Origin of the sequence: Pseudoalteromonas sp. NCCP-2140, assembly GCF_023708065.1 — a bacterium.
In the GTDB taxonomy this organism is placed as follows: Bacteria; Pseudomonadota; Gammaproteobacteria; order Enterobacterales; family Alteromonadaceae; genus Pseudoalteromonas.
Genome location: NZ_BRCZ01000002.1, coordinates 567,690 through 589,990, shown reverse-complemented (window position 1 = coordinate 589,990; position 22,301 = coordinate 567,690). Strand labels below are relative to the sequence as shown.

The window sequence follows — 22,301 nt, the reverse complement described above, 5'->3', positions numbered from 1 at the left end:
CCCGTCCGCCGCTCGACGCCAGAGGTGCAAGCACCTCTTCGTTTCCGCTCGACTTGCATGTGTTAGGCCTGCCGCCAGCGTTCAATCTGAGCCATGATCAAACTCTTCAATTAAAAGTTTTTTGTTTGAAGTAAACTTCAAACCATGCTCAATGAATTCTGATTTTGATACCTTTCGATATCGAATTGACTATGAAGTCACTCAGTTACATTTGAGACTCTAAATTTGTTTGCGTCACTTAGTAAACTAAGCTTCGCTGTTAGAACTCAATCTGTACGAGTGCCCACACAGATGATTGCTTTATATTGTTAAAGAACGTTGCGACGTTGTCGCTAGGGATGCGTATAATACATCCTTAAATTTTCGAGTCAACACTTAATTTCAAACTTTCTTTTTAGACCGTTTTAAACCCAAGTTTTACTTAACTCTCTGTTACGTTGTTCAGCGCTTTTCATTGCTGCCCGCCGTGTCAGTGGATGCGCATTATAGGGAGATGGATTTTTAACGCAAGCACTTTTTGAAGGTTTTTTTGAATATTTTCAAATTAATCAGATACCCACCAAGTGCAAACACGTTACCCACAAAGACCTGTGGATAACTGGTGTTTTTTAGCAGAATAACTAAACTCTCCTCGCTTGTTATGGTAACTTGCGCCGCAGATTTTCCACTCGCTCACAAGGCAAGAAAAATGACAGACATTATAAATAGTATAAGTGGTCTCCTTTGGGGTCACATTCTGGTTTACCTTTTAATAGCTGCGGGGCTATTTTTCACTCTTCGACTCGGTTTTATTCAATTCACTCAATTCCCACATATGCTCAAAGTGATGTTTCAGAGCCGCCAAGGTTCTGGCGATGGCATTTCTTCATTCCAAGCATTTTGTACTTCTTTAGCTGCGCGAGTAGGTACGGGTAATATGGCAGGTGTTGCCGTTGCACTTTATTTAGGCGGTGCCGGGGCAATTTTCTGGATGTGGCTTATTGCTTTAATAGGTATGGCGACAAGTTTTGCCGAGAGTACGCTTGCTCAGGCATATAAAACCGTCGATGAAGATGGCAACTTTCGCGGTGGCCCTGCTTATTATATGGAATATGGTTTGGGCAAACGTTGGATGGGTGTGATCTTTTCTCTGTGCCTTATTCTTGCTTTTGGATTGGTGTTTAATGCCGTTCAATCAAACTCTATTGCTGCTGCATTTGATGTTGCGTTTGGTATTCCAAACTATGTTGTAGGTATCGGCTTAGTATTAGGGTCAGGTATTATTATTTTTGGTGGCTTAAAAACTATTTCACGTTTTGCAGAAATGGTTGTGCCATTTATGGCGCTGGCTTATTTGTTAGTTGCACTTTATGTGTGTGCCATGAACTACGATTTATTACCGGGCGTATTTATGCATGTTATTAATAGTGCCTTTGGTATCGAGCAAGCGGGTGCGGGTGCAATAGGTTATGGTGTAATGCAGGCCATGATCCAGGGTATTAAGCGTGGCTTATTCTCTAATGAAGCTGGTATGGGTAGCGCTGCAAATGCTGCTGCAACGGCAACACCTAACCCACCGCACCCAGCCTCACAAGGTTATGTACAAATGCTCGGCGTATTTGTAGATACAATTATTATATGTACTGCAACTGCAGCACTTATTTTATTATCACAGCAGCTTATACCTGATTCAGGTGTGACTGGCATTGCGTTAACACAAGCTGCCCTTGAAGAACATGTTGGTAGCTGGGGTGCCACCTTTGTTGCAATTGCAATTTTGTTTTTTGCATTTACCTCGATTGTTGCTAATTATTCTTATGCCGAAACCAATTTATTGTTCTTAGAGCATAACCATGCATCGGGTATGTTGATCTTCCGACTACTGGTACTTGGTATGGTGATGTTTGGTGCGCTTGGAGAATTACCATTAGTTTGGACGCTTGCCGATGTCTCGATGGGTCTAATGGCTATCGTCAACGTCATCGCTTTATTTATGTTATCGGGCGTCGTTATTTGGCTTGCGAAGGATTACAACTCACAACGTAAAGCAGGTAAATTGCCTACTTTCGATCCTTCGCAAAACAAAAAGCTAAATCAAACTATTCCTAAAGGTGCGTGGCGCAAATAACCAAGCCAAGTGATTACTTAATTGGGGAGCGATTGTGCTCCCTTTTTTGTATTTGCTAATTTTTCAAAAACAGACAATATGAATGTGATTTGCTGTTCGTTAAGTTTGGATTCAAGCTCAGTAACAAGCTGCTCTTTAATTTGCGCTTTTAATGCTTGTTTTTGCTCTGCGGTTAATAATGGCTGCGATTGTTGCTGATAAGATTGCACAGCAGTGAGCATATCCATTACCACGTCATTATCAAAATCGGTTAGTGCTGCTTTCGCATTACTAATAGCCTGTTCTGATTTATCAAAGACGGTCGATACTTTATCAACAAGCACGCTCACCTCATGAATTTTCAGTACATCATTAATGTTTGACATAATAATCGCAACAGGAATGAGTACTAACGAGATCGCTAGACAAAGCCCAAATACGGCGCCTACCCAAAACTGGTTTAAGCCACGTTTAAATTGCTCCATTATCTTTCCTTAATCCTATTAATTGATTAAAACTTGAAACGCGTTAGCTGTTTTAAAAAGACTAAGGAAACTATAAAGCTATTTTGGCAATAAAAAAATAATTTGATGGGATTATAAAAAGAAATATAAATGAAATAGAGAAGAGGTATTTTACGTAAATGGTGCCCGGGGCCGGACTTGAACCGGCACGCTGTTACCAGCGAGGGATTTTAAATCCCTTGTGTCTACCAATTCCACCACCCGGGCATCGGGTCGCTCCTAAGAGCATGTGGAGTATTATATGGAGGCGGAACCCGGAGTCGAACCGAGGTAGACGGATTTGCAATCCGCTGCATGGCCACTCTGCCATTCCGCCTTATCGCTTCCAAATAATTGGAGCGGCACACGAGGCTCGAACTCGTGACCTCAACCTTGGCAAGGTTGCGCTCTACCAACTGAGCTAGTGCCGCAAATTTGTTTCTGTCAGTATTTTGTCCGTTGGTGCACAACCTTGGGGTTGCGATGATAACGTTCTGGCAACTGAGCTAGTGCCGCAAATTTGTTTCTGTCAGTATTTTGTCCGTTGGTGCACAACCTTGGGGTTGCGATGATAACGTTCTGGCAACTGAGTTAGTGCCGCAAACTTTTCTTTATCAAAATGGTGCCCGGGGCCGGACTTGAACCGGCACGCTGTTACCAGCGAGGGATTTTAAATCCCTTGTGTCTACCAATTCCACCACCCGGGCATCGGGTTTGCTGTTTAAAGCAAGTGGATAAAGCTAATATGGAGCGGCACACGAGGCTCGAACTCGTGACCTCAACCTTGGCAAGGTTGCGCTCTACCAACTGAGCTAGTGCCGCATCATATTAACTCTAATATCATTTTTATAACTACATTTGGTGTTGTAGTTAACCACAAATGGTGCCCGGGGCCGGACTTGAACCGGCACGCTGTTACCAGCGAGGGATTTTAAATCCCTTGTGTCTACCAATTCCACCACCCGGGCATCGGGTTGCTCATAGAGCGCGTGGAGTGTTGAATGGAGGCGGAACCCGGAGTCGAACCGAGGTAGACGGATTTGCAATCCGCTGCATGGCCACTCTGCCATTCCGCCAAATTAGATAATTGGAGCGGCACACGAGGCTCGAACTCGTGACCTCAACCTTGGCAAGGTTGCGCTCTACCAACTGAGCTAGTGCCGCTTTCTTTATCTTGGGGGCTATGCCCTCTCAACACGGACGCATTCTACAGAGATTATTAAACGCGTCAATATAAAAAATGCTAGTTTTGAACTGTTTGCTTATTTTTTATCTAAAACGGTGTGTAATTAAACGTTTAGGATCAATTTTTGGTCAATTCTGACCATGCCGCTATTAAATACTGCAACATAGAACTAAGCGTTAAGAATGTTGCGACGTACAAAAGGCCATAACTTAAGTAGATCATCCATGTATCAAACTGCCAGATCAAACCAATAATGGCTAGCATCTGCGCTGCAGTTTTAAACTTACCCATGTTTGATACAGCTACGTTGTCACGTTTACCCTGCTCTGCCATCCATTCGCGTAAAGCAGAGATAACAATTTCACGGCTAATAATAACTAATGCAGGAATAGTCATATACAAACTTTGGTAATGGCTTGATAAAGCAACCAGTGCTGCACACACCATTACTTTGTCGGCAACCGGATCTAAGAACGCACCGAAAGGCGTTGATTGATTTAAACGACGCGCTAGATAACCATCAAGGATATCTGTGATTGACGCAAGCCAGAAAACAAACGCAGCTGCGAAAAACGCCCATGAGAAAGGCAAATAAAATATCACCAAAAAAATGGGGATAAGAAAAAGTCTAAAGGTTGTGAGTGTGTTTGGAATATTCCACATAACTACTTGGAGATGTCTTTTTTTACTATATTCGCACGAAGGCTACGCCTTGTCATGCAAATGATTAAATATCTTTTCAGCCATTTCAGGGCTGATCCCAGGAACTTGTTTTAATTGGTCTATATTAGCAGCTTTTACCCCTTGCATGCCCCCTAAATATTTTAATAATGCTTGTCGGCGCTTTTGTCCTACGCCGGTAATTTCTTCTAACAATGATTGTGTGCGTTGTTTTTGTCGTTTATTACGATGCCCTGCAATGGCAAAACGGTGCGACTCATCACGAATATGCTGAATTAAATGCAGCGCTGGTGCATCTGAATCAAGTGGTATTGTTTTACGTCCGCCATCAATTAATAGCGTTTCTAAACCGGGTTTTCGGCTTGTACCTTTTGCAACACCCACCAGCAATGGCATTTTATTATGTGGCCAGTTTTCAAAATATTGCTCAGCACGAGATAATTGACCTTTACCACCATCGATGAAGATGACATCTGGAATTTTTTCTTCATCGACTACTTTGTTGTAGCGTTTATTAAGTGCAAATTCCATCGCAGCATAATCATCACCGCCGGTGATACCAGTAACATTAAATCGACGATATTCTTTATTATTAGGCCCTTGCGAATCAAACACCACACAACTTGCTACCGTGTTTTCACCCATTGTATGGCTGATATCAAAACATTCCATGCGATTAATATCATCTAGGCGTAATGTTTCTTTTAATTGTGCGTAACGTTTGTTGATTGAATCCTGCGTGCTTTGCTTAACACTAATGCTGTTAAGTGCATTTTTATTAGCAAGTTTTAAATACTGTGCCCGCTCACCGCGATTAGCAACTTTTAGACTCACTTTACGTTCAGAGATTGCCGTAAGCGCTTCGCTTAATGGCTCACTTTCTTCAATACTAAACGGTAATATAATTTCTTTAGCAATACGCCCTGTTGCACCGGGAGCTAGATAATATTGTCCTAAAAAAGAAGTTAGAATTTCTTCTTCACCTGAGTCTTTTGGCACTTTAGGAAAATAAGTTTTACTGCCTAGCACTTTGTGGTCGCGGATCATTAATAAGTGAACCGCATTCAATCCATTTAAATGCGCAAAACCCACTACATCCATTTCGGCATGGTTACCTGAAATAGATTGTTGCTCCTGCATTTTTCGAAGCAACATGATTTGGTCACGCACTTTGGCCGCAAGCTCAAATTTAAGTTCTTTACTTGCTTGCTCCATTTTAGTAACTAAATCGGCAATGACTTCATGAGATTTGCCCAATAAAAACTTGCGAACAAAATCAACTTCTTGTTGATATTCTTCATCGGAGATTTTATTCACACACGGCGCTGAGCAGCGTTTTAACTGATATTGTAAACATGGACGGCTTCTAGCTCGGTAATACGCATCTTCACATTGGCGAACCGGAAAGATTTTTTGCATTAAACGCAAACTTTCAGATACCGCTCCCGCACTTGGGAATGGGCCAAAATATTCGCCTTTAATTTTTCGGCTACCACGATGAAAAGCAAGTCGCGGGTGCTTATGATCAGTTAAAAGAATATACGGATATGACTTATCATCTCGCAGCAAAATATTGTAACGAGGCTGATATTTTTTAATTAGGTTGTTTTCGAGTAATAAGGCTTCGGTTTCAGTGTTGGTCAGGGTGACTTCAATACCGCAAATATTACTTACTAATACACGGGTTTTGCTATCAGTTACATTACTACGGAAGTAACTACTTACGCGCTTTTTTAGATTTTTAGCCTTACCAACATAGATAACTTGCCCTTCACTATCAAGCATTCGGTAGACACCGGGCTCACTTGATAGTGTTTTTAGAAAACGGGCTGGTTCGAAATCAGACATTGAGCAAATTAATGCGAGCTATCAATGTCGATCATTTTATGACGAATTGCTAAATGGGTAAGTTCAACATCACCCCCTACATTTAGCTTTTCAAACATGCGATAGCGATAGCTATTCACTGTTTTTGAACTCAGGTTCAAGCGATCCGCAATATCTTGCGCTTTTTCACCTTTAGTGATCATCAGCATGATTTGCAGCTCACGCTCAGACAAACTCTGGAATGGGTTTTCATCTGTGCGACCGCTTACCTGAGCAAGGGCAATTTGTTGTGCAATTTCAGGCGCAATATAACGTTGCCCTGCATTAACCGCACGAATGGCATTAACCATTTCATCAGAGCCGGCACCTTTTGTCAGATAACCATGAGCACCGATTTGCATTACTTTACTTGGGAATGGATCTTCACAATGCACAGTAAGCACAATAATTTTTACATCTGGGCAATAACGACAGATTTTTTTTGTCGCTTCTAAACCGCCAATACCTGGCATATTCATGTCCATCAACACGATATCAGGTGAATGTTGACGGCAAAATTGCACCGCTTCTTCACCGGTTTTAGCTTCACCCACCACTTTAAAACCACGAACATCATCAAGTATACGTCTGATCCCTGTCCGTACAAGTTCATGGTCATCAACTAAAAGTACATTAATCAATGGAACACCCTCAAATAACCCAAATAGCTGCTTTCGCACAATTTAATGTGCCACATTAGCACAGAAAAAGTGAAACGATAAATCAAAATATCGTTTCACTAATTAATTTTAAGCTGATGCTTTCTCGCTGAAACGATCAACCCACAGGGCAATGATACCATCACCTGTTACATTACAGGCAGTACCAAAGCTATCTTGTGCTAAATAAAGTGCAATCATTAATGCAACTGCACCTTCATTAAAACCAAGCATACTTGTTAAAAGACCCAATGCCGACATAACTGCCCCACCTGGTGCGCCAGGCGCAGCAATCATTACAACGCCTAGCATCATAATAAATGGCAACATACCAAATAACGATGGTACATCCATATTCGGTGATAAGAACATGACAGCCATTGCACATGTCACAATCGTAATTGTTGAGCCCGATAAATGGATAGTGGCACATAAAGGTACTGTAAAGTTAGCAACATCTTCTTTTACGTTATTTGCTTTGCTTGAGCGAAGTGAAACTGGAATTGTTGCTGCACTCGACATTGTACCTAAAGCAGTAAAATAAGCGGGTAACATATTTTTTACAAGCTCTAAAGGATTACGCTTTAGTAAAAGGCCTGTAGATACATATAAAACAGTAAGCCATAGCCAATGCATAATTAATGCAGCTAGCAAAACAATACCAAATGTTTGCAGCGTATCAACCACGGTGCCAGCAACTGTCATTTCCGCGAAAACACCGGCAATGTAGAAAGGTAACGCAGGAATAATTACTTTTGCTAATAAGCCATCAATCACATCACGGCCCTGATCAGATACTTTCTTTAACGTATCAAGCTGTAACTGGCTCATACCAATACCAAAAATGAATGCCGCAGCAAGTGCTGTCATTACACTCATAAGAGGTGGAATTTCTAAATCAATAAAGCTGCCCACTTCGGTAGCAACTTCTGCTTCAAACGTTAAACCGCCATCAAACAATGGGATCATAGCGCTGACAAGTAAAAAAGCTAAGGTTCCAGCAATAACAGTTGAACCATATGCAAAGCCAACTGTTTTTCCTAACAAGTGGCCTGACCCTTTTGGTAAACCAGCAATACCTGATGCGATAAAAAATAAAATAATTAACGGGATGGTAAAGGTGATCAACTGACCTATTATTTCTTTTACTGTGTAAAGGAGTTCAACACCTGTTAGTGGCACATATAAGCCCACTAAAATACCGGCAACAATACCAGCAATTAATTTTAGAATTAAATTCATAACGATCACTTCAATTTTTAGGTGGTAATCTTTTACCACGTTTTAGTTTACTTTTGTTATAAAACAGCCAAATTAACGTTTAACTGCGCAAATTACCACCACCGCTTGTTAGAATCTAATTTGAACGTAAATATATGCGCCCTATCGCGTTGCATTTGTTAACAAAGTTGCAAATTAATAACATGCTCGCAGTTTTGAATACCCGTATAGTGCTTATGTATAAATCAATGTTAAGTGCCGCTCTATTAAGCGTGCCTTTTACCAGCTTGGCCACCAGCCAACCCGTCACCCTTCCTTTTATTGCGGAGCAAGCAACAATCGACGGCCAGCTCAATGAGCCAAGTTGGCAACGTGCCAAAAAAATTACCATAGACAACGTTACTTGGCCTTACGAAAACAGTAAAAGCCCAGTTACCACTCACGCTTATGTTTATGAGGATGGCGAAACACTTTTTATTGGCTTTGAAGCGAATGATCCAAACCCAGAACTTATTCGTGCTTTTTACCGTGACCGTGACGCAGCCTGGGATGATGACCTAGTCGGGCTAAAAATTGATTCATACAATAATTCTCAATTAGCCTATCAATTTTTTATTAACCCACTTGGCGTACAACAAGATTCAATAGAAAACGAACTGACTAAACATGAAAGCTCATCATGGGATGGTATTTGGGATAGCGTCGGTGTTATTCATGATAAAGGCTACACAGTTGAAGTTGCCATTCCATTACGCGTATTGAATTTTGACGACAGCGTAGCAAGTAAGACTATGGCGATGGAGTTTTTACGCTTTTTACCGCGCAGTGAGCGGTTACGTATCTCCAATATGCAAATTGACCATGGTAACAACTGTTGGATTTGCCAAATGCCAAGTTACCAAGGTTTTGAGCAAGCAAAGCAAGGCAATAACGTGGCGATTATTCCATCTGTGGTGCTTGGCAAAAATGAGACACGTGATATTGATGGCGCACAGGTGGCTGATTGGGAGACAGAAAACAATACTGAAGCCAGCCTCGATGTTAAATGGGGGATCACACCAGATATCACCTTAAATGCGACGATTAATCCTGATTTTTCTCAGGTTGAAGCGGATGTAGCACAATTGAGTGTGAACAATAATTTCAGTTTATTCTTCCCAGAAAAGCGTGCCTTCTTTTTAGATAACGCTGACTACTTTGCCTCAACACTTAACCTTATTCATACCCGTAATATTGCCCAGCCAGATTACGGCACCAAGATCACCGGCAGCAAAAATGGTCATACATTTGCCGGCTTCATTGCCAATGATACGCAAACCAATGTGTTGATCCCGGGCAATTTAGGCTCATCGCTTGTCGCCCTTGACGAGACAAGTGAAAACGGTGCCCTGCGTTATCGATACGATTTTGAATCTGGGTTATCACTCGGTTCAACGGCAACACACAGACAAAGTGATGATTATAAAAACACAGTCTACAGTATTGATAGCAAATACAAACCAACAGTGAACGATGTTTTCTTAGTACAAGTATTAAAGTCACAAACGCAATACAGCCAAGATTTTATCGATGAGTTATGTGATGGTGATAACTGCTTACAGCCCGAGCAAGTAATCTGTGAATTAAATAGTGACTGCGACTATAACGAAGGCGTACTTCGTGTTTTAAGTAAAGAACAGCAATCCGGTACTGGCTACTACCTAAAGTATCAACACGACGAGAAGTACTGGCGTGCCTTCGCTGATTATAATTATCGTGATGCTGATTTAAGAGCTGACTTGGGCTTTATCTCACAAGTTGATTTTAAAAAGTTTACGACTGGTGGCGAATACCGCTGGTATGGCGATAAAGGCAATTGGTGGAATCGCGCTAACCTTTACGCCGATTGGGATATTACCCACAACGAAAATAACGAACTTCTTGAAAAAGAAGCACAAACTAGTTTTTCAGTCAGCGGCCCGTTACAGAGCTTTTTTGAGGTCTCTGTTGAACACCGTAACCGCACCGGCCTTCGCCACGATAAATCACGTTTAGATATCGACGGCAACACTGACTTGTTTAGCGAAAATGGCGTTGGCTTTTACAGTGACTTTAAACCAAAAGCAGGGGTATTTGCTTCTTTATATATGTATACAGGTAATGCCGTTGATTTAGCGAATAACCGCGTTGGTGATAAGTTCCATATCCGCCCTGTGCTGAATATGAACCTTGGTAAGCATTTTGAAGTGCGTTTACGTCATACTTATGAGCAGCTTGAAGCCGATGGCAGTGAAGTATTTACCGCCAACTTAAGTGATGTACGTTTTACTTACCAATTCAACGTGAATAGCTTTTTACGCCTTGCAGTCATTTATACCGATTTAGAGCGTAATCAAGCTAATTACATAGATGATGTTGATAGCCAATATAAAAACCTAGCCACTCAGCTGTTGTATTCTTACAAGCTGAACCCACAAACGGTTTTCTTTGCAGGTTACTCAGATAATGGCTATCAAGATGATGAGCTATCATCAATTACTAAAGAGCAGCGTACGTTATTTGCTAAATTTAGCTACGCTTGGTTGCTTTAAGACCCTATTAGCGCACCTTTTGGTGCGCGCCCTTCTTTTCCCCCCTTATTACTAAATGCTATAAGCCTATTCGCTATATGTTATAGCCAAACTTTACTTTCGTTTTTATTTCACCACAGTAAAGTGTGACTATTACAGATCACTAGCCTTAGCTAGTTGATCAACGATTGAATAAATTGCTTCCAAGGGAACACTATGTCTAACATTTTTGAAGATAATTCATTAACGATTGGTAATACACCAATTGTAAAGCTTAACCGCGTAACCTCAGGTAATGTTTTTGCTAAAGTTGAATCACGTAACCCAAGCTTCAGTGTTAAATGCCGTATTGGCGCTTCAATGATCTGGGAAGCAGAAAAGTCAGGTGTATTAACCAAAGAAAAAGAGTTAATCGAGCCGACTTCAGGTAACACAGGTATCGCACTTGCGTTCGTAGCAGCTTCTCGTGGCTATAAGCTAACCCTTACTATGCCTAACACAATGAGCTTAGAGCGTCGTAAATTATTAAAAGCCTTAGGTGCTAACCTAGTATTGACTGATGGCGCTAAGGGTATGAATGGCGCGATTGAAAAAGCAAAAGAAATTCAAGCCAGTGAGCCTGAAAAATACATTCTTTTACAACAGTTCGAAAACCCAGCTAACCCGAAAATTCACTTTGAAACAACGGGCCCTGAAATCTATGAAGCAATGGACGGTAAAATAGATATCTTCGTAGCAGGTGTTGGTACTGGTGGTACTATTACGGGTGTTAGCCGTTACCTTAAACTAGAAAAAGGTTTAAATGTACAATCGGTTGCTGTTGAACCAACTAACTCTCCAGTTATTAGCCAAACATTAGCTGGTGAAGAAGTTAAACCGGGCCCTCATAAAATCCAAGGTATCGGTGCAGGCTTCATTCCTGGCAACCTTGATTTAGAAGTTGTAGACGCTGCAGAGCAAGTATCAAATGAAGATGCGATTGCTATGGCTCATGAACTGATGAAAAACGAAGGTATTTTAGTGGGTATTTCTTCTGGTGCAGCAGTAGTTGCGGCAAAACGCCTTGCTGAAAAACCTGAGAACGCAGACAAGAACATTGTGGTAATTTTACCAAGTGCGACTGAGCGTTACTTATCTAGCCCATTATTTGCTGAAGAGTTCAGCGATAAAGAGCTAGTTCAGTAACCACTAAGAATCACTTAGTAGTTAAAAAAGGATGCAGACATGCGTCCTTTTTTATTACCTGAAATAAATAAAACCAATAATTTTACCGAGTTAACTTTACATCATGCTCATTTAGTCACACACTTAATTTTAAGTTCACTCGAAAAACTACAACAATGAAAAATATACTTTTAACTTTTATCCTTCTAAGTAGCAGCATTCTTTTCGGTTGCGGTTCTGAAGACGCACCAAAGGGCGAAAAAAACACCCCAGGTAATGTAGCGACTCTCTATTTTGATGCTTTGTACAACCAGAACGATTTAAACCTTGCAATGGAATACGCCACGCCGAAAATGGCCCGTATTATGAAGTCTTATGGTACTGCTGGGCAGTTCGCTCGTAACCTGGTTAATATGCAATACGATGAAGTGGTAATTGAAGTCGATATGACTAACATGAGCTTGCGCGAACAGTATGGCGATAAAGCCAACATCAATTTAATTTTTACAGGTTATTTTAATGGTAAGAAAATTGATGATATGCGCAGTGTGAAAATGATGCGTAAAAAAGGCAATTGGTACATAGAAAAAATTAATGCAGATCCATTTGCGCGATAATTAATTACGAAAACTAAAAAAGGGCCTGAAGGCCCTTTTTGTATTAGAGTATTACTGCAGAACAGTATGGATATTACTCTTCGTCAAACTCTTGATGTTGACGCTGTGCAGGACGCGCTAAGATTTCAACGTAAAACGATGTAAGCTGTTTTGCTTCAATATCGCTAATACATTTATTAATATCTGCCACGTGAACGACATTGGCCTCATCCGCTGATTCACCAAACTTACAGTCAAACGCCCAATAGTCGGCGCCTGCTGGGAGTGTTTTATTACGCTCACGTTTTAAGTATTTTTTTACTTCGTGCTTGGCTGCATCAACCATACGAGGATATTTAATTTTCTCGTGGTTTAGCGTGAATGTTTTCTTCATTATAGTCCTAGTAACTTGGTTCAATGACAATGGCATTAAGCCATAGACTGCTATTATAACAAGCACATCTTAATTTAGCTGTACTTTTTGCAGTTTTACTTAAATATAAGTCTATTCTAAGCTTATTCTTAGTGTATTCGAAGTCTATGACATTTCGATTAAGCCACTTATACCTAAGCTGTAGCTAAATGAAGAGGTTGATGTATCGCCTCGTCAGTAAGGCTATCATAAAATGCAGCTGCATCGATTTGTGGGCGCTCAACGGGTTTATTTTTTTCATAAAAGCGTTTTCTAACTGCAGGCTCACAGTTATCAATCACTTCTAGCGGCACATGTTGCTTATCATCACGAACATTCAATGGCTCTGGGTTTAAACAATGACGTAATCTGATGTCTGATAAACCACCTTGCAATAGTCTAAGTGCATTTTCTTGGCCAATCAGCATATCAAACTGTTCGGGAGCTAATGGTTGTGTGGGGCCTGCACCTAACTCGGTGCGCAAAGCAGATTCAGATACTTCAGGATTGCTTAATTCAGTTTTTGGCAGGTGAAACTGGCTAAAATCGAGCGCATCATGAGAAAGCATTGCTAGTAATAAAGCAAATTCTCCAGAGCGGTGCTCGTGAACACTTTTATTTAGACGATTATCGAGTTGGCTCTCTGTGAGCAACAAACCATCAATTTGCATAGTCTTTAGCCAAATAGTTTCTTGATTAACCAGTTATCGGCATTTATGCATTTTTCTTTAGTTTTTTTCTTTACTTAAATAATAAGTTTGCTATTATCAGCGCCGTTGCATTGGAGGGGTTCCCGAGCGGCCAAAGGGATCAGACTGTAAATCTGACGGCTCAGCCTTCGCTGGTTCGAATCCAGCTCCCTCCACCACTTTCCTTCTTAGAAAAGTGGGGCCAGATGCAATAGTAAAAATTTGTGTGGAGGGGTTCCCGAGCGGCCAAAGGGATCAGACTGTAAATCTGACGGCTCAGCCTTCGCTGGTTCGAATCCAGCTCCCTCCACCACTCTTTACTCTTTCTAACTTTGCTCTCGCTAACTTAAGCTACCAACTCAAACTACTTCCATTTGCTTTTAACCATTGCTCGGCTTTTTTATAATTTGGATAATACTGGTTCACACGTTGCCAGAACTTAGCGCTATGGTTCATATGTAAAAGATGCGCAAGCTCATGTACAACCACATAATCAATCACCCAGGTTGGCGCACTTGCTAAATGTAAGTTAAAAGTCAGCTCGCGGCGTTTATTACAACTGCCCCAACGACGTTTATAATGTTGAATTTTAAGCTTTGTAGGGAGCGATTCAGACATCTGTACACAATAATCATGAACACGCATTTCGATATAGCTCTCAAGCTTTTCATGTAAAAACTGCTCCAGCAAAGCGAGGTAGTTAGCTTCTTGATGTTTGACACGTGATGATATTGATAAGGTAAGCTGAGACTGTGCATCTTGTTGCCACATGCTTTTCGGGCCTTTAGCGAATACTATCGGCACGTTTTGCCCAAACAACTTAATAGTGGCGTTTACTAATGGTAGTTGACGGCGCTCAGCATGAATGGATTGTTTGGCTATTTGTTCAGCGACCCAACCTTGCTTGGTCTTTAACCAGGCATCAATCTCAGTTTGTGAAACATAAAAAGGCGCATAAACGGTCAATTTCTGCTCGGCAACTTTAATTGCCACTGTGGTTCTGCGTTTACTGCGCTTTAGGGTGTAATCCAACAAAGGTCAGCCAATTCGATTAATAAAAATAAGAGATTCCATTTTACCCTGCTAAATAGCTGCTAATCTATAAAGATGACTCACAAATAAGTTTTCACCTTTATGCCTGACAAACCATGTTGTAGTTATACCTCACCAACAGGTAACAAGTGCCAAGAAACAGATATGGGCTCTGGATTTTGCTTTTGGCATGATAGTAAATTTGATAAATCAGGGCTAGATCTAACCCAAAAATTAGAGCGCTATGCAAAAAAAGGTGGCTTATTAGAAGGCCTGCAATTGCAAAGAGCGAACCTTTCAGGACTTAACTTAATAAAGCAGGATGACGAAGAAGGTTATGATCTCTCCTATTGTAATTTTTATCGTGCGAATTTAACGGGCGCTCACCTATTTAATAATAAAATAGCCAATGCTTCATTAATGAAAGCTAATTTACATAGCGCGAGTTTGCATTACTGTGATTTAAAAAATACCAACTTACTAGGTATTAAGCTCAACGACAGCAGAATTGATAACATCGAATTGGGTAACCAATTATTACAAGAAGCGGCTGCATTTAAAGCACGTAAAAATAAACAGCATGATGAAGCACGAGACTTATTTGAGCAATCTGAAGAAATATATCGCAATTTAAGAAAAGCCTCTGAACATCAAGGGCTTTTTGAGCTCGCCGGTAACTTCACCTACAAAGAATTAAGAATGCGTCATGCGCAATACCGAAAAGGCTCAACCAAGCAAATTACTTCCAGCTTTATAGATATGTTATGTGGTTATGGCGAAAAGCCCGAAAATGTCATTCGCTTTAGTCTGTCACTCATTATTTGCTGTGCATTTTGTTATTTCTTATTCGGGGTAAGTTATCAAGATTCTGTGATGCAACTGAGCTTTGAAAACTCATTTCAAAGCAATTTGTCGGCATTGTTGAATAGTTTTTACTTCAGCGTGGTGACTTTTACAACCCTTGGCTATGGTGACATTACGCCAATAGGTTTTTCGAGGTTAATCGCAGCCATAGAAGCATTTTGTGGTAGCTTTTCGCTTGCTTTATTCGTCGTTGTTTTTGTAAAGCGTATGACTCGCTAACGCATAATGTATGAACCCTTATGCTCTTTTGCCTGATACATTTTTTTGTCGGCTCGATTAATTAACTCTTCAGCATCTACCGTGCTATCAAGTGGCGCTGCAATAAGACCAAAACTTAGATGAAGCTCAGGGTATTGTTGTTCAAATGCGGCTATAAGTTTTTCACAAATAGTAAAGGCGCTATCTAACTCGCAATCGGGTAAGATGATGCAAAATTCATCGCCGCCATAACGGCACGGTATATCAATCTCGCGAATATTTTCAAGTAAGTATTGGCCTATATATTTAAGGACTTCGTCACCTTTTAAGTGGCCTTGTGTGTCATTCACTGACTTAAAGTCATCTAAATCAAAATAAACAACCGTTAATGGTGATTTGTGACGTCTGGCTCTGGCAAGGTCGCGTTGTAATAGCTCTTGCATTACACGGCGATTGTAGAGGTTGGTGAGTGGGTCGAGTTTAGCGAGTTTCTCAAGTTCTTGAGTGCGCTGAGCTACTTTTTCTTCAAGGCCTTTCGCATAGACTTCGGTGCGGCGTTTCGCATTTTCAATTTCGCCCACTAAGCTGTCGATATAAGTATCAAAGACCAACGTCGTATCAAAGTAAATCAATTTATCAATGATGGTAAGGGTATGATTTAACTCATCTTGATCGCTTATTGTGGTGCGAAGCACATTAAAAATGAGCTCTTTTAAAGTACACACCGCCGATAAGTAAAGCTTTGGCTCAACCCCAATACGCTTATGCACCATACCAATCCGTAGACGGTTGTTAACATATTCATGCTCGTAACGACCACAAAATAAATCGATTATATACTGCCTTTGTGCATCTCTGAGTCGTGTTAAAGTATCTGCATCACCAATTAGTAACGAAATTTCATCCACTTCGGTTTGTTTTTTATAAAACTCATTCACTACATTTTCGATGGCTGATTCGATTATAGGTTTATAGTTCAAAAGAGATGACAGACTATTTGAAGTCAGCCCTAATAAGCTCATTCTGTGTTGGATTTCTACATCATTAATCTGCATTTGCTCAACTAATGTTTGCTCGGTTCTTCTCATCTACCCACCTCGAACTACTCCTTTTTAATTAAATATAGCCAAGGTTTTGAATCCTACGTACTTAAGTGATAGGTTTTTCTCTAATTTACTAATAATTTGTATTAGACTGCTATTACAAGTCGTTTCAAAAAAATATTATGCTCGCTAAATTTTTCATTACTGATCAGGACCCCAGCCTAATTATAAGTGGTGTCTATGATCCAAGCTTAGTTGCTCTTTCTATTGCTACGGCTATTTTTGCTGCTTATTTTTCACTCCATACCATTGATCTAGCAAATAGAACTCAATTTGATTCGTACCGTAAATTAGGTAGTGCAACAAGTGCCTTGGTGATGACAGGTGGGATTTGGAGTATGCACTTTATCGGCATGCTAGCTTTTTCATTATGCACCACCGTGGAGTACGACCCTACACTGACATTTTTTTCATTTATTCCTGCATTTTTAGCCTGCTATACCGCATTTTCATTTTTGAAACGCAAAGATTTAAAGCAAATACCAACAACAATAAAGCTACTCATTGGCTCTGTATTACTTGGCTCTGGCATTGGTGCAATGCACTACTCTGGGATGGCAGCCATGCAAATGAGTCCGCTGCTTCGCTACGACCCAGCTTGGTTTGCAGCATCTATTGTGATGGCTGTTGCATTATCTTTTGTCGGCTTATATGCGCGATTTCACCTAGGTGAGTATTTTAAAAAACTCACTGTGTTTCAAACCCGTGTCATTTGCGCCATTATCTTTGGCTTTGCTGTGGCTGGTATGCACTATATGGGAATGGCCGCTACTCGCTTTGTTGCAACCTCACCTTTGTTATCTGAAAACGTTCAAACCTCACAACTCACTTTTATCGCCATTAGCGTTTCATTTGCCACCGTATTATTAACCGCTCTGGTTGGTATCATTAACGGCATGGTACGTTTTCGCTTATTACTGGCAGAAAAATCAGCAGAAGAGTCGCGCTTGGATGCCATTTTAGGCACTGCAATAGATGGCATCGTAACAATTAATATTCATGGCATTATTTTAAGCTTTAATAAATCCGCAGAAACTATTTTTGGTTGGCGACAAGATGAAGTGTTAGGTAAAAACGTAAAACTATTAATGAACGACGATATAGCCGCTCAACATGATGGTTACTTAGCGGACAGTAGCAGACATGAAGTTAAAAAAGTGATTGGCGTTAACCGAAATGTGTTTGCAAAACATAAAGATGGTCATTTATTCCCGATTCGGTTAGGTCTTGGTGAAGTGAAGCAACCTAACGCAGAAACATTGTTTGTAGGCTTTATAACCGATTTAACTGAGCAACGTGCACTGCAGCAAAGTCTCGAAGAAAAAGAAAAGCAATATCGTACTTTAATGAACAATACTCCCGGCGCTGTATTTCGTTGTTTGTTAGATGAGCACTGGACAATGAAATTTATCAGCCCCAGTGTTGCTGACTTAACTGGTTACAGCCCTGAAGAGTTTACCGATGGCACAGTTACATTTGCTCAAATCATTAATAACGATGATGTAGCCCATATTGATGAAGTTATGGAAAAAGCCATAGCTGAAAAAAACCAATATGCGGTTGAGTACCGCATTCGCCATCGAAATGGAAACGTTGTGTGGGTTTTAGACCAAGGAACAATTAATGAAAGTAGTGATTCTGAACAAAAGTGGATCGATGGTGTACTTATCGATATCACTGCGCGCCACGAATATGAAGAATCACTCAAAAAGGCTAAACAAGAAGCTGAAGCCGCAGCACAAGCAAAACAATCATTTATGGCAAACATGAGCCATGAAATACGCACGCCAATGAATGCCATAATCGGCTTTAGCGACATATTAATGGATAGCCCACTCAGTAAAGAGCAACAAAAACATATTATTACCGTGAATAAATCAGCTCGCTCACTGCTGCATTTGCTCAATGAAGTACTAGATTCTGCAAAGTTAGAAAAAGGCAAACTCGATATTCAGGCTGAGCACTTTAACTTACAAGCCTTGCTCGACAATATCGTCTCGACTTTTTGGCTTGAAGCGAAGCGTAAAGATATTCTGCTTGATTTGATTATCGCTGATAGTGTTGCGCCCATTTATATTGGCGATGAGTCTCGCATTCGCCAAGTGATGAATAATCTCATCGGTAATGCCATTAAATTTTCCGAGCAAGGGTCTGTCACAATTACGGTGAGTCAAACTCAAAACAAACAATTGTTTTTCGAAGTGCAAGACAGTGGTATTGGCATAGCCAAGCACCGCTTAGAAGCTATTTTCCAGCCATTTGAACAAGCCGACGGCACCATGACACGCCGATTTGGTGGCACAGGTCTTGGCACCACTATCAGTAAGCAACTTGTTGAATTAATGGGTGGTTCAATTGGTGCTATCAGTGAAGAAGGTAAAGGCAGCTGCTTCTACTTTAACCTTCCTTTACAAGAAGGTGATATCAGCCAAGTCGATACCCTAACTTGTAATCAATTAGACTTACCAAAACTTCGCATATTAGTGGTTGATGACATTGAGCAAAATGTTGAGCTACTGAACATTTTATTATCGCAAGCTGGGCACACCATCAGTACGGCTCACAATGGTCTTGAAGCCATTGCAGCATTTGGACAGCAAAGCTTTGATGTGATTTTGATGGATATACATATGCCGGAATGTGATGGCATTACGGCCTGTAAAGAAATCCGCGAAATAGAGAAAATCAGATGCTTAAAAATTACACCTATCATCGCGTTGACGGCGAGTGTTTTACAACAAGATAAAATTACCACTAAACAAGCCGGTATGAATGGCTTTGCAAATAAACCCGTTGATATTAACCAGCTGAACCATGAAATTGCGAAAGTGCTTGGTTTAGAAGTAAATAAAATCACTAACAATAAAGTCGGTGATGAGAAAAAGCACATCAACTACGACAAAGGTGTTTTGATGTGGGGAAGCAAAGAGAAATTAAATACGGAAATTGGCTTATTCCTAAGCAATCATCAACAGAGTATTCTACGACTGAAGGATCAGAAACTCAGTGAAGACGAACAAAAAGCAATTTTGCATACTCTTAAAGGAGTCGCGGGTAATTTAGCACTAGCAAAATTATTATACTTGTTATCAAACGCTGAAAAAGAACGTGAAAAGGAAAGCTTCCCTACACTCATTGCCGAGTGCGAACAGGAATGGCAAACGCTGATTGCATTGCTTGCAGATCAGCCGCAGTCTAGTTCACAACAGCAACCCATACACGAAACGTCGTTGGGGGCATTTATTAGCCAAATTGAGGCACTGCAAGCGCAAGCTGAGCATGCAGAAATAGACGATGATTTATTAAGCCAAGTGCAATCCCAAGCACCGGCAACCTACCAAGAGCTGGTTGTTGAAATTTGTGCGCATTTTGAAAACTTTGACTTTGATGCAGCAAGCACTGCTTTATCAGCTTTAAAGCACACTCTCCAAGCTGCTAAGGAACACCTATGACGCAAATCTCAGAACGTGCAAGAATTTTGGTCGTCGATGATGAACCAGCCAATTTAAAAGTGATCCGTGAAGTACTCGCTAACGATTATCGCTTATCGTTTGCAAAATCTGGCGAGCTTGCTCTTCAGCTTATTGAAAATGAACCTCCTAAGTTGATTTTGCTCGATATTATGATGCCCGACATGAGTGGCTTCGAAGTCTGTAAAGTGTTAAAAGCAAACCCTAAAACCGCTCATATTCCTGTTATCTTTGTTACCGCACTTTCTCATGAGCAGGATGAGTCTGAAGGCTTTGCTCTAGGTGCAGTCGATTATATTACCAAACCAATTAGCCCTGCGATTGTCAGAGCACGGGTTAAAAATCATTTATCTTTAGTGCAAGCTGAACAACTGCAATTAGCCCATATTGATTTGATACAACGTTTAGGCCGCGCCGCAGAATATAAAGACACCGACACTGGTGAGCACATTGCAAGAATGAGCCGTTACAGTAAAGTACTCGCCCTTGCCTATGGCATGAGTGAGTACGAAGCCGAACAGCTTAAACAGGCAGCGCCTATGCATGATGTAGGTAAGATAGGTATTCCTGATTCAGTACTATTAAAACCTGGCCGCTTAAACGAAAACGAATACGAGCACATGAAACAACATGCCTTAATCGGTGCGAAGATTTTAGAGAACTCAACTTCGCCGCTATTACAGCTTGCTCATAAGCTTGCCCTTGAACACCATGAAAAATGGGATGGTACGGGCTATCCGTATGGCCTGAAAGGCGAAGAGATAAGTATAGAAGGGCGTATCGTGACAATTGCAGATGTGTTTGATGCTTTAACCTCAAAACGTCCTTATAAAAAAGCCTGGTCGGTTGAAGAAGCCATCGACTTATTGAAAGACGAAGCCGGTAAGCATTTTGACCCGCAACTAGTTGATTTATTTATCGGTCAAATAGATAGCATCATAGAAATCAAAAATACTTATACGAGCTAATATCTTAGGGCCTCATTTGAGGCCTTTTTTAATTGCACCGTAATCATGCGAAGTAATTTCATGGCTATTACCAGCACAATCTTTGAAATACATTGAATAAGTAACACCGTGGTCAGCAACAAATGTTTTAATATCAAACTGAGCGAGATGCTCAAGCCATGCTAAAAACTGTTCTGCATTTGCGCCAAAGGCAATACCTTTGCTTCTACCGTCTGCTTCAAAGAGTGCTAAACGAATTGTCTTTGCTTGGTCTTCTAAAGTTAAAGGCCCTTTTCCTTCATCCCAAAAAGCAAGCTCTGGTACAACATTAAAGCCAAGTACTTGCTGATACCACTTAAGCGCAGCCGCTAAATCATCAACATTTAAGTGGCAATGATCAACACCACGTAAAGATGGAATAGCCATGTTACTCACCAATTTCTGCTTTTAACTGCTCTAAAAATTCGAGCATGTAAGCTGTACGTCTTTTGGCTTCATCTTTTGCTGATGGCGTGTTCATACTCTCGCTAATGTGCAACAACTTAATGAAAAAATGATCTAGGGTATATTTTGTATCGTCAGGTTCGCGGTTTAAACAAAATGGGTCGTCTTTATGATACAAGTAGCGACCAATTGAGCCCCCTACTTTCATACAACGACTCACACCGATTGCACCTAATGCATCCATTCGATCTGCATCCTGCACTATTTGCGCTTCAACACTTTGTACTTTGATATTGGCACTAAAGCTATGTGCCGCAATAGCATGATGAATAGCGCTAAAATACTGCTCAGGATAATTAATTGAAGCTAAAAAGCTTAACGCCTTGTCTGCGGCCATGGTCGATGCTTTTGCCCTGTCTGGATGGTTTTTAGCAACCGCAACACAATCATGTAACCAAGCTGCGGGTAACACCACAGCCATTTCTGCCTGCTCGGCAATACATAATTGTTTTGCAACCCTCACTACTCGCTCAATATGACTAATATCGTGTGCGACATCGGCATGAAGTAAAGACAAAATAAAGTCTCGACACTGAGTTTCTAAAGCTGCAAAGTCTATTTCTGGCTGCAT

The 22,301-nt window shown here is 40.8% G+C and carries 18 protein-coding genes, 10 tRNA genes and 1 rRNA gene; 9 read left to right on the top strand and 20 right to left on the bottom strand.

Going from position 1 to position 22,301, the window contains the following annotated elements:
• A 16S ribosomal RNA gene (locus NFU46_RS06605) occupies positions 1-113 on the bottom strand; the annotation flags it as partial.
• A 575-nt stretch (positions 114-688) separates the two neighbouring features.
• Between NFU46_RS06605 and NFU46_RS06600 the strand changes: the two genes are divergently transcribed.
• Complete coding sequence (locus NFU46_RS06600) at positions 689-2,107, top strand: sodium:alanine symporter family protein (RefSeq protein ID WP_175081176.1); 1,419 nt, start codon at positions 689-691, stop codon at positions 2,105-2,107.
• A gap of 17 nt (positions 2,108-2,124) precedes the next feature.
• On the opposite strand, the gene NFU46_RS06595 is transcribed toward NFU46_RS06600, so the two are convergent.
• From NFU46_RS06595 to NFU46_RS06535, 13 genes are all read right to left on the bottom strand, one after another.
• The gene (locus NFU46_RS06595) at positions 2,125-2,571 is read right to left on the bottom strand and encodes a hypothetical protein (RefSeq protein WP_175081175.1); all 447 of its coding nucleotides are present in this window, start codon (positions 2,569-2,571) and stop codon (positions 2,125-2,127) included.
• 159 nt (positions 2,572-2,730) lie between these two features.
• Positions 2,731-2,817: transfer RNA gene (locus tag NFU46_RS06590), tRNA-Leu, on the bottom strand.
• A 35-nt stretch (positions 2,818-2,852) separates the two neighbouring features.
• Positions 2,853-2,926: transfer RNA gene (locus NFU46_RS06585), tRNA-Cys, on the bottom strand.
• 18 nt (positions 2,927-2,944) lie between these two features.
• A tRNA-Gly gene (locus NFU46_RS06580) sits at positions 2,945-3,020 on the bottom strand.
• A 189-nt stretch (positions 3,021-3,209) separates the two neighbouring features.
• Positions 3,210-3,296 (bottom strand) — tRNA-Leu (locus NFU46_RS06575).
• 39 nt (positions 3,297-3,335) lie between these two features.
• Positions 3,336-3,411, bottom strand: a tRNA-Gly gene (locus NFU46_RS06570).
• A gap of 59 nt (positions 3,412-3,470) precedes the next feature.
• A tRNA-Leu gene (locus NFU46_RS06565) sits at positions 3,471-3,557 on the bottom strand.
• Positions 3,558-3,591: 34 nt separating this feature from the next.
• Positions 3,592-3,665: transfer RNA gene (locus tag NFU46_RS06560), tRNA-Cys, on the bottom strand.
• Positions 3,666-3,677: 12 nt separating this feature from the next.
• Positions 3,678-3,753, bottom strand: a tRNA-Gly gene (locus tag NFU46_RS06555).
• 139 nt (positions 3,754-3,892) lie between these two features.
• Positions 3,893-4,438, bottom strand: a complete 546-nt coding sequence (gene pgsA, locus NFU46_RS06550) for a CDP-diacylglycerol--glycerol-3-phosphate 3-phosphatidyltransferase (RefSeq protein WP_054564017.1) — start codon at positions 4,436-4,438, stop codon at positions 3,893-3,895.
• Positions 4,439-4,480: 42 nt separating this feature from the next.
• Positions 4,481-6,304: an excinuclease ABC subunit UvrC gene (gene uvrC / locus NFU46_RS06545; protein WP_054553646.1), complete on the bottom strand. Its 1,824-nt coding sequence runs from the start codon at positions 6,302-6,304 to the stop codon at positions 4,481-4,483.
• 8 nt (positions 6,305-6,312) lie between these two features.
• Complete coding sequence (gene uvrY, locus NFU46_RS06540; RefSeq protein ID WP_054564041.1) at positions 6,313-6,963, bottom strand: UvrY/SirA/GacA family response regulator transcription factor; 651 nt, start codon at positions 6,961-6,963, stop codon at positions 6,313-6,315.
• 108 nt (positions 6,964-7,071) lie between these two features.
• Positions 7,072-8,223, bottom strand: coding sequence for a dicarboxylate/amino acid:cation symporter (locus NFU46_RS06535; RefSeq protein ID WP_054553767.1), 1,152 nt, complete (start codon positions 8,221-8,223; stop codon positions 7,072-7,074).
• 215 nt (positions 8,224-8,438) lie between these two features.
• Here NFU46_RS06535 and NFU46_RS06530 point away from each other — a divergent pair, with 215 nt between their 5' ends.
• The 3 genes from NFU46_RS06530 to NFU46_RS06520 all read left to right on the top strand — a co-directional run bounded on the left by NFU46_RS06530 (position 8,439) and on the right by NFU46_RS06520 (position 12,532).
• On the top strand, positions 8,439-10,772 hold the full coding sequence (locus tag NFU46_RS06530) for a carbohydrate binding family 9 domain-containing protein (protein WP_251600710.1): 2,334 nt from the start codon (positions 8,439-8,441) through the stop codon (positions 10,770-10,772).
• 195 nt (positions 10,773-10,967) lie between these two features.
• Positions 10,968-11,936 (top strand): cysteine synthase A, encoded by a 969-nt coding sequence (gene cysK / locus NFU46_RS06525; RefSeq protein ID WP_058583732.1) that lies wholly within the window; start codon positions 10,968-10,970, stop codon positions 11,934-11,936.
• 155 nt (positions 11,937-12,091) lie between these two features.
• Complete coding sequence (locus NFU46_RS06520; protein ID WP_175081138.1) at positions 12,092-12,532, top strand: hypothetical protein; 441 nt, start codon at positions 12,092-12,094, stop codon at positions 12,530-12,532.
• 73 nt (positions 12,533-12,605) lie between these two features.
• Here the strand turns inward: NFU46_RS06520 and NFU46_RS06515 are convergent, their stop codons facing one another.
• Positions 12,606-12,905, bottom strand: a complete 300-nt coding sequence (locus tag NFU46_RS06515) for a DUF6172 family protein (protein ID WP_251600707.1) — start codon at positions 12,903-12,905, stop codon at positions 12,606-12,608.
• Between the two features lie 173 nt (positions 12,906-13,078).
• The gene (locus NFU46_RS06510) at positions 13,079-13,594 is read right to left on the bottom strand and encodes a VC2046/SO_2500 family protein (RefSeq protein ID WP_055022407.1); all 516 of its coding nucleotides are present in this window, start codon (positions 13,592-13,594) and stop codon (positions 13,079-13,081) included.
• A gap of 112 nt (positions 13,595-13,706) precedes the next feature.
• Here NFU46_RS06510 and NFU46_RS06505 point away from each other — a divergent pair.
• Together NFU46_RS06505 and NFU46_RS06500 are read left to right on the top strand one after the other, a co-directional pair.
• A tRNA-Tyr gene (locus NFU46_RS06505) sits at positions 13,707-13,791 on the top strand.
• 49 nt (positions 13,792-13,840) lie between these two features.
• A tRNA-Tyr gene (locus NFU46_RS06500) sits at positions 13,841-13,925 on the top strand.
• 38 nt (positions 13,926-13,963) lie between these two features.
• Here the strand turns inward: NFU46_RS06500 and NFU46_RS06495 are convergent.
• On the bottom strand, positions 13,964-14,644 hold the full coding sequence (locus NFU46_RS06495) for a M48 family metallopeptidase (protein WP_175079735.1): 681 nt from the start codon (positions 14,642-14,644) through the stop codon (positions 13,964-13,966).
• A 102-nt stretch (positions 14,645-14,746) separates the two neighbouring features.
• Between NFU46_RS06495 and NFU46_RS06490 the strand changes: the two genes are divergently transcribed.
• Positions 14,747-15,727, top strand: coding sequence for an ion channel (locus NFU46_RS06490; RefSeq protein WP_062566990.1), 981 nt, complete (start codon positions 14,747-14,749; stop codon positions 15,725-15,727).
• On the opposite strand, the gene NFU46_RS06485 is transcribed toward NFU46_RS06490, so the two are convergent.
• Positions 15,724-16,794 (bottom strand): GGDEF domain-containing protein, encoded by a 1,071-nt coding sequence (locus tag NFU46_RS06485; protein ID WP_251600704.1) that lies wholly within the window; start codon positions 16,792-16,794, stop codon positions 15,724-15,726. The two genes, NFU46_RS06490 and NFU46_RS06485, sit on opposite strands and share 4 nt — an antisense overlap.
• 137 nt (positions 16,795-16,931) lie before the next feature.
• Here NFU46_RS06485 and NFU46_RS06480 point away from each other — a divergent pair, with 137 nt between their 5' ends.
• Positions 16,932-20,261, top strand: coding sequence for a PAS domain S-box protein (locus tag NFU46_RS06480; RefSeq protein ID WP_251600701.1), 3,330 nt, complete (start codon positions 16,932-16,934; stop codon positions 20,259-20,261).
• A complete protein-coding gene (locus tag NFU46_RS06475) occupies positions 20,258-21,247 on the top strand; it encodes a two-component system response regulator (RefSeq protein WP_175083205.1) in 990 nt (329 codons plus the stop codon). The genes NFU46_RS06480 and NFU46_RS06475 overlap by 4 nt, the downstream gene beginning before the upstream one ends.
• Positions 21,248-21,259: 12 nt before the next feature.
• Here the strand turns inward: NFU46_RS06475 and NFU46_RS06470 are convergent, their stop codons facing one another.
• Together NFU46_RS06470 and NFU46_RS06465 are read right to left on the bottom strand one after the other, a co-directional pair.
• A complete protein-coding gene (locus tag NFU46_RS06470; RefSeq protein WP_251600698.1) occupies positions 21,260-21,661 on the bottom strand; it encodes a VOC family protein in 402 nt (133 codons plus the stop codon).
• Positions 21,654-22,301: an HD domain-containing protein gene (locus NFU46_RS06465; protein WP_251600695.1), complete on the bottom strand. Its 648-nt coding sequence runs from the start codon at positions 22,299-22,301 to the stop codon at positions 21,654-21,656. Before NFU46_RS06465 ends, NFU46_RS06470 begins: the two co-directional genes overlap by 8 nt.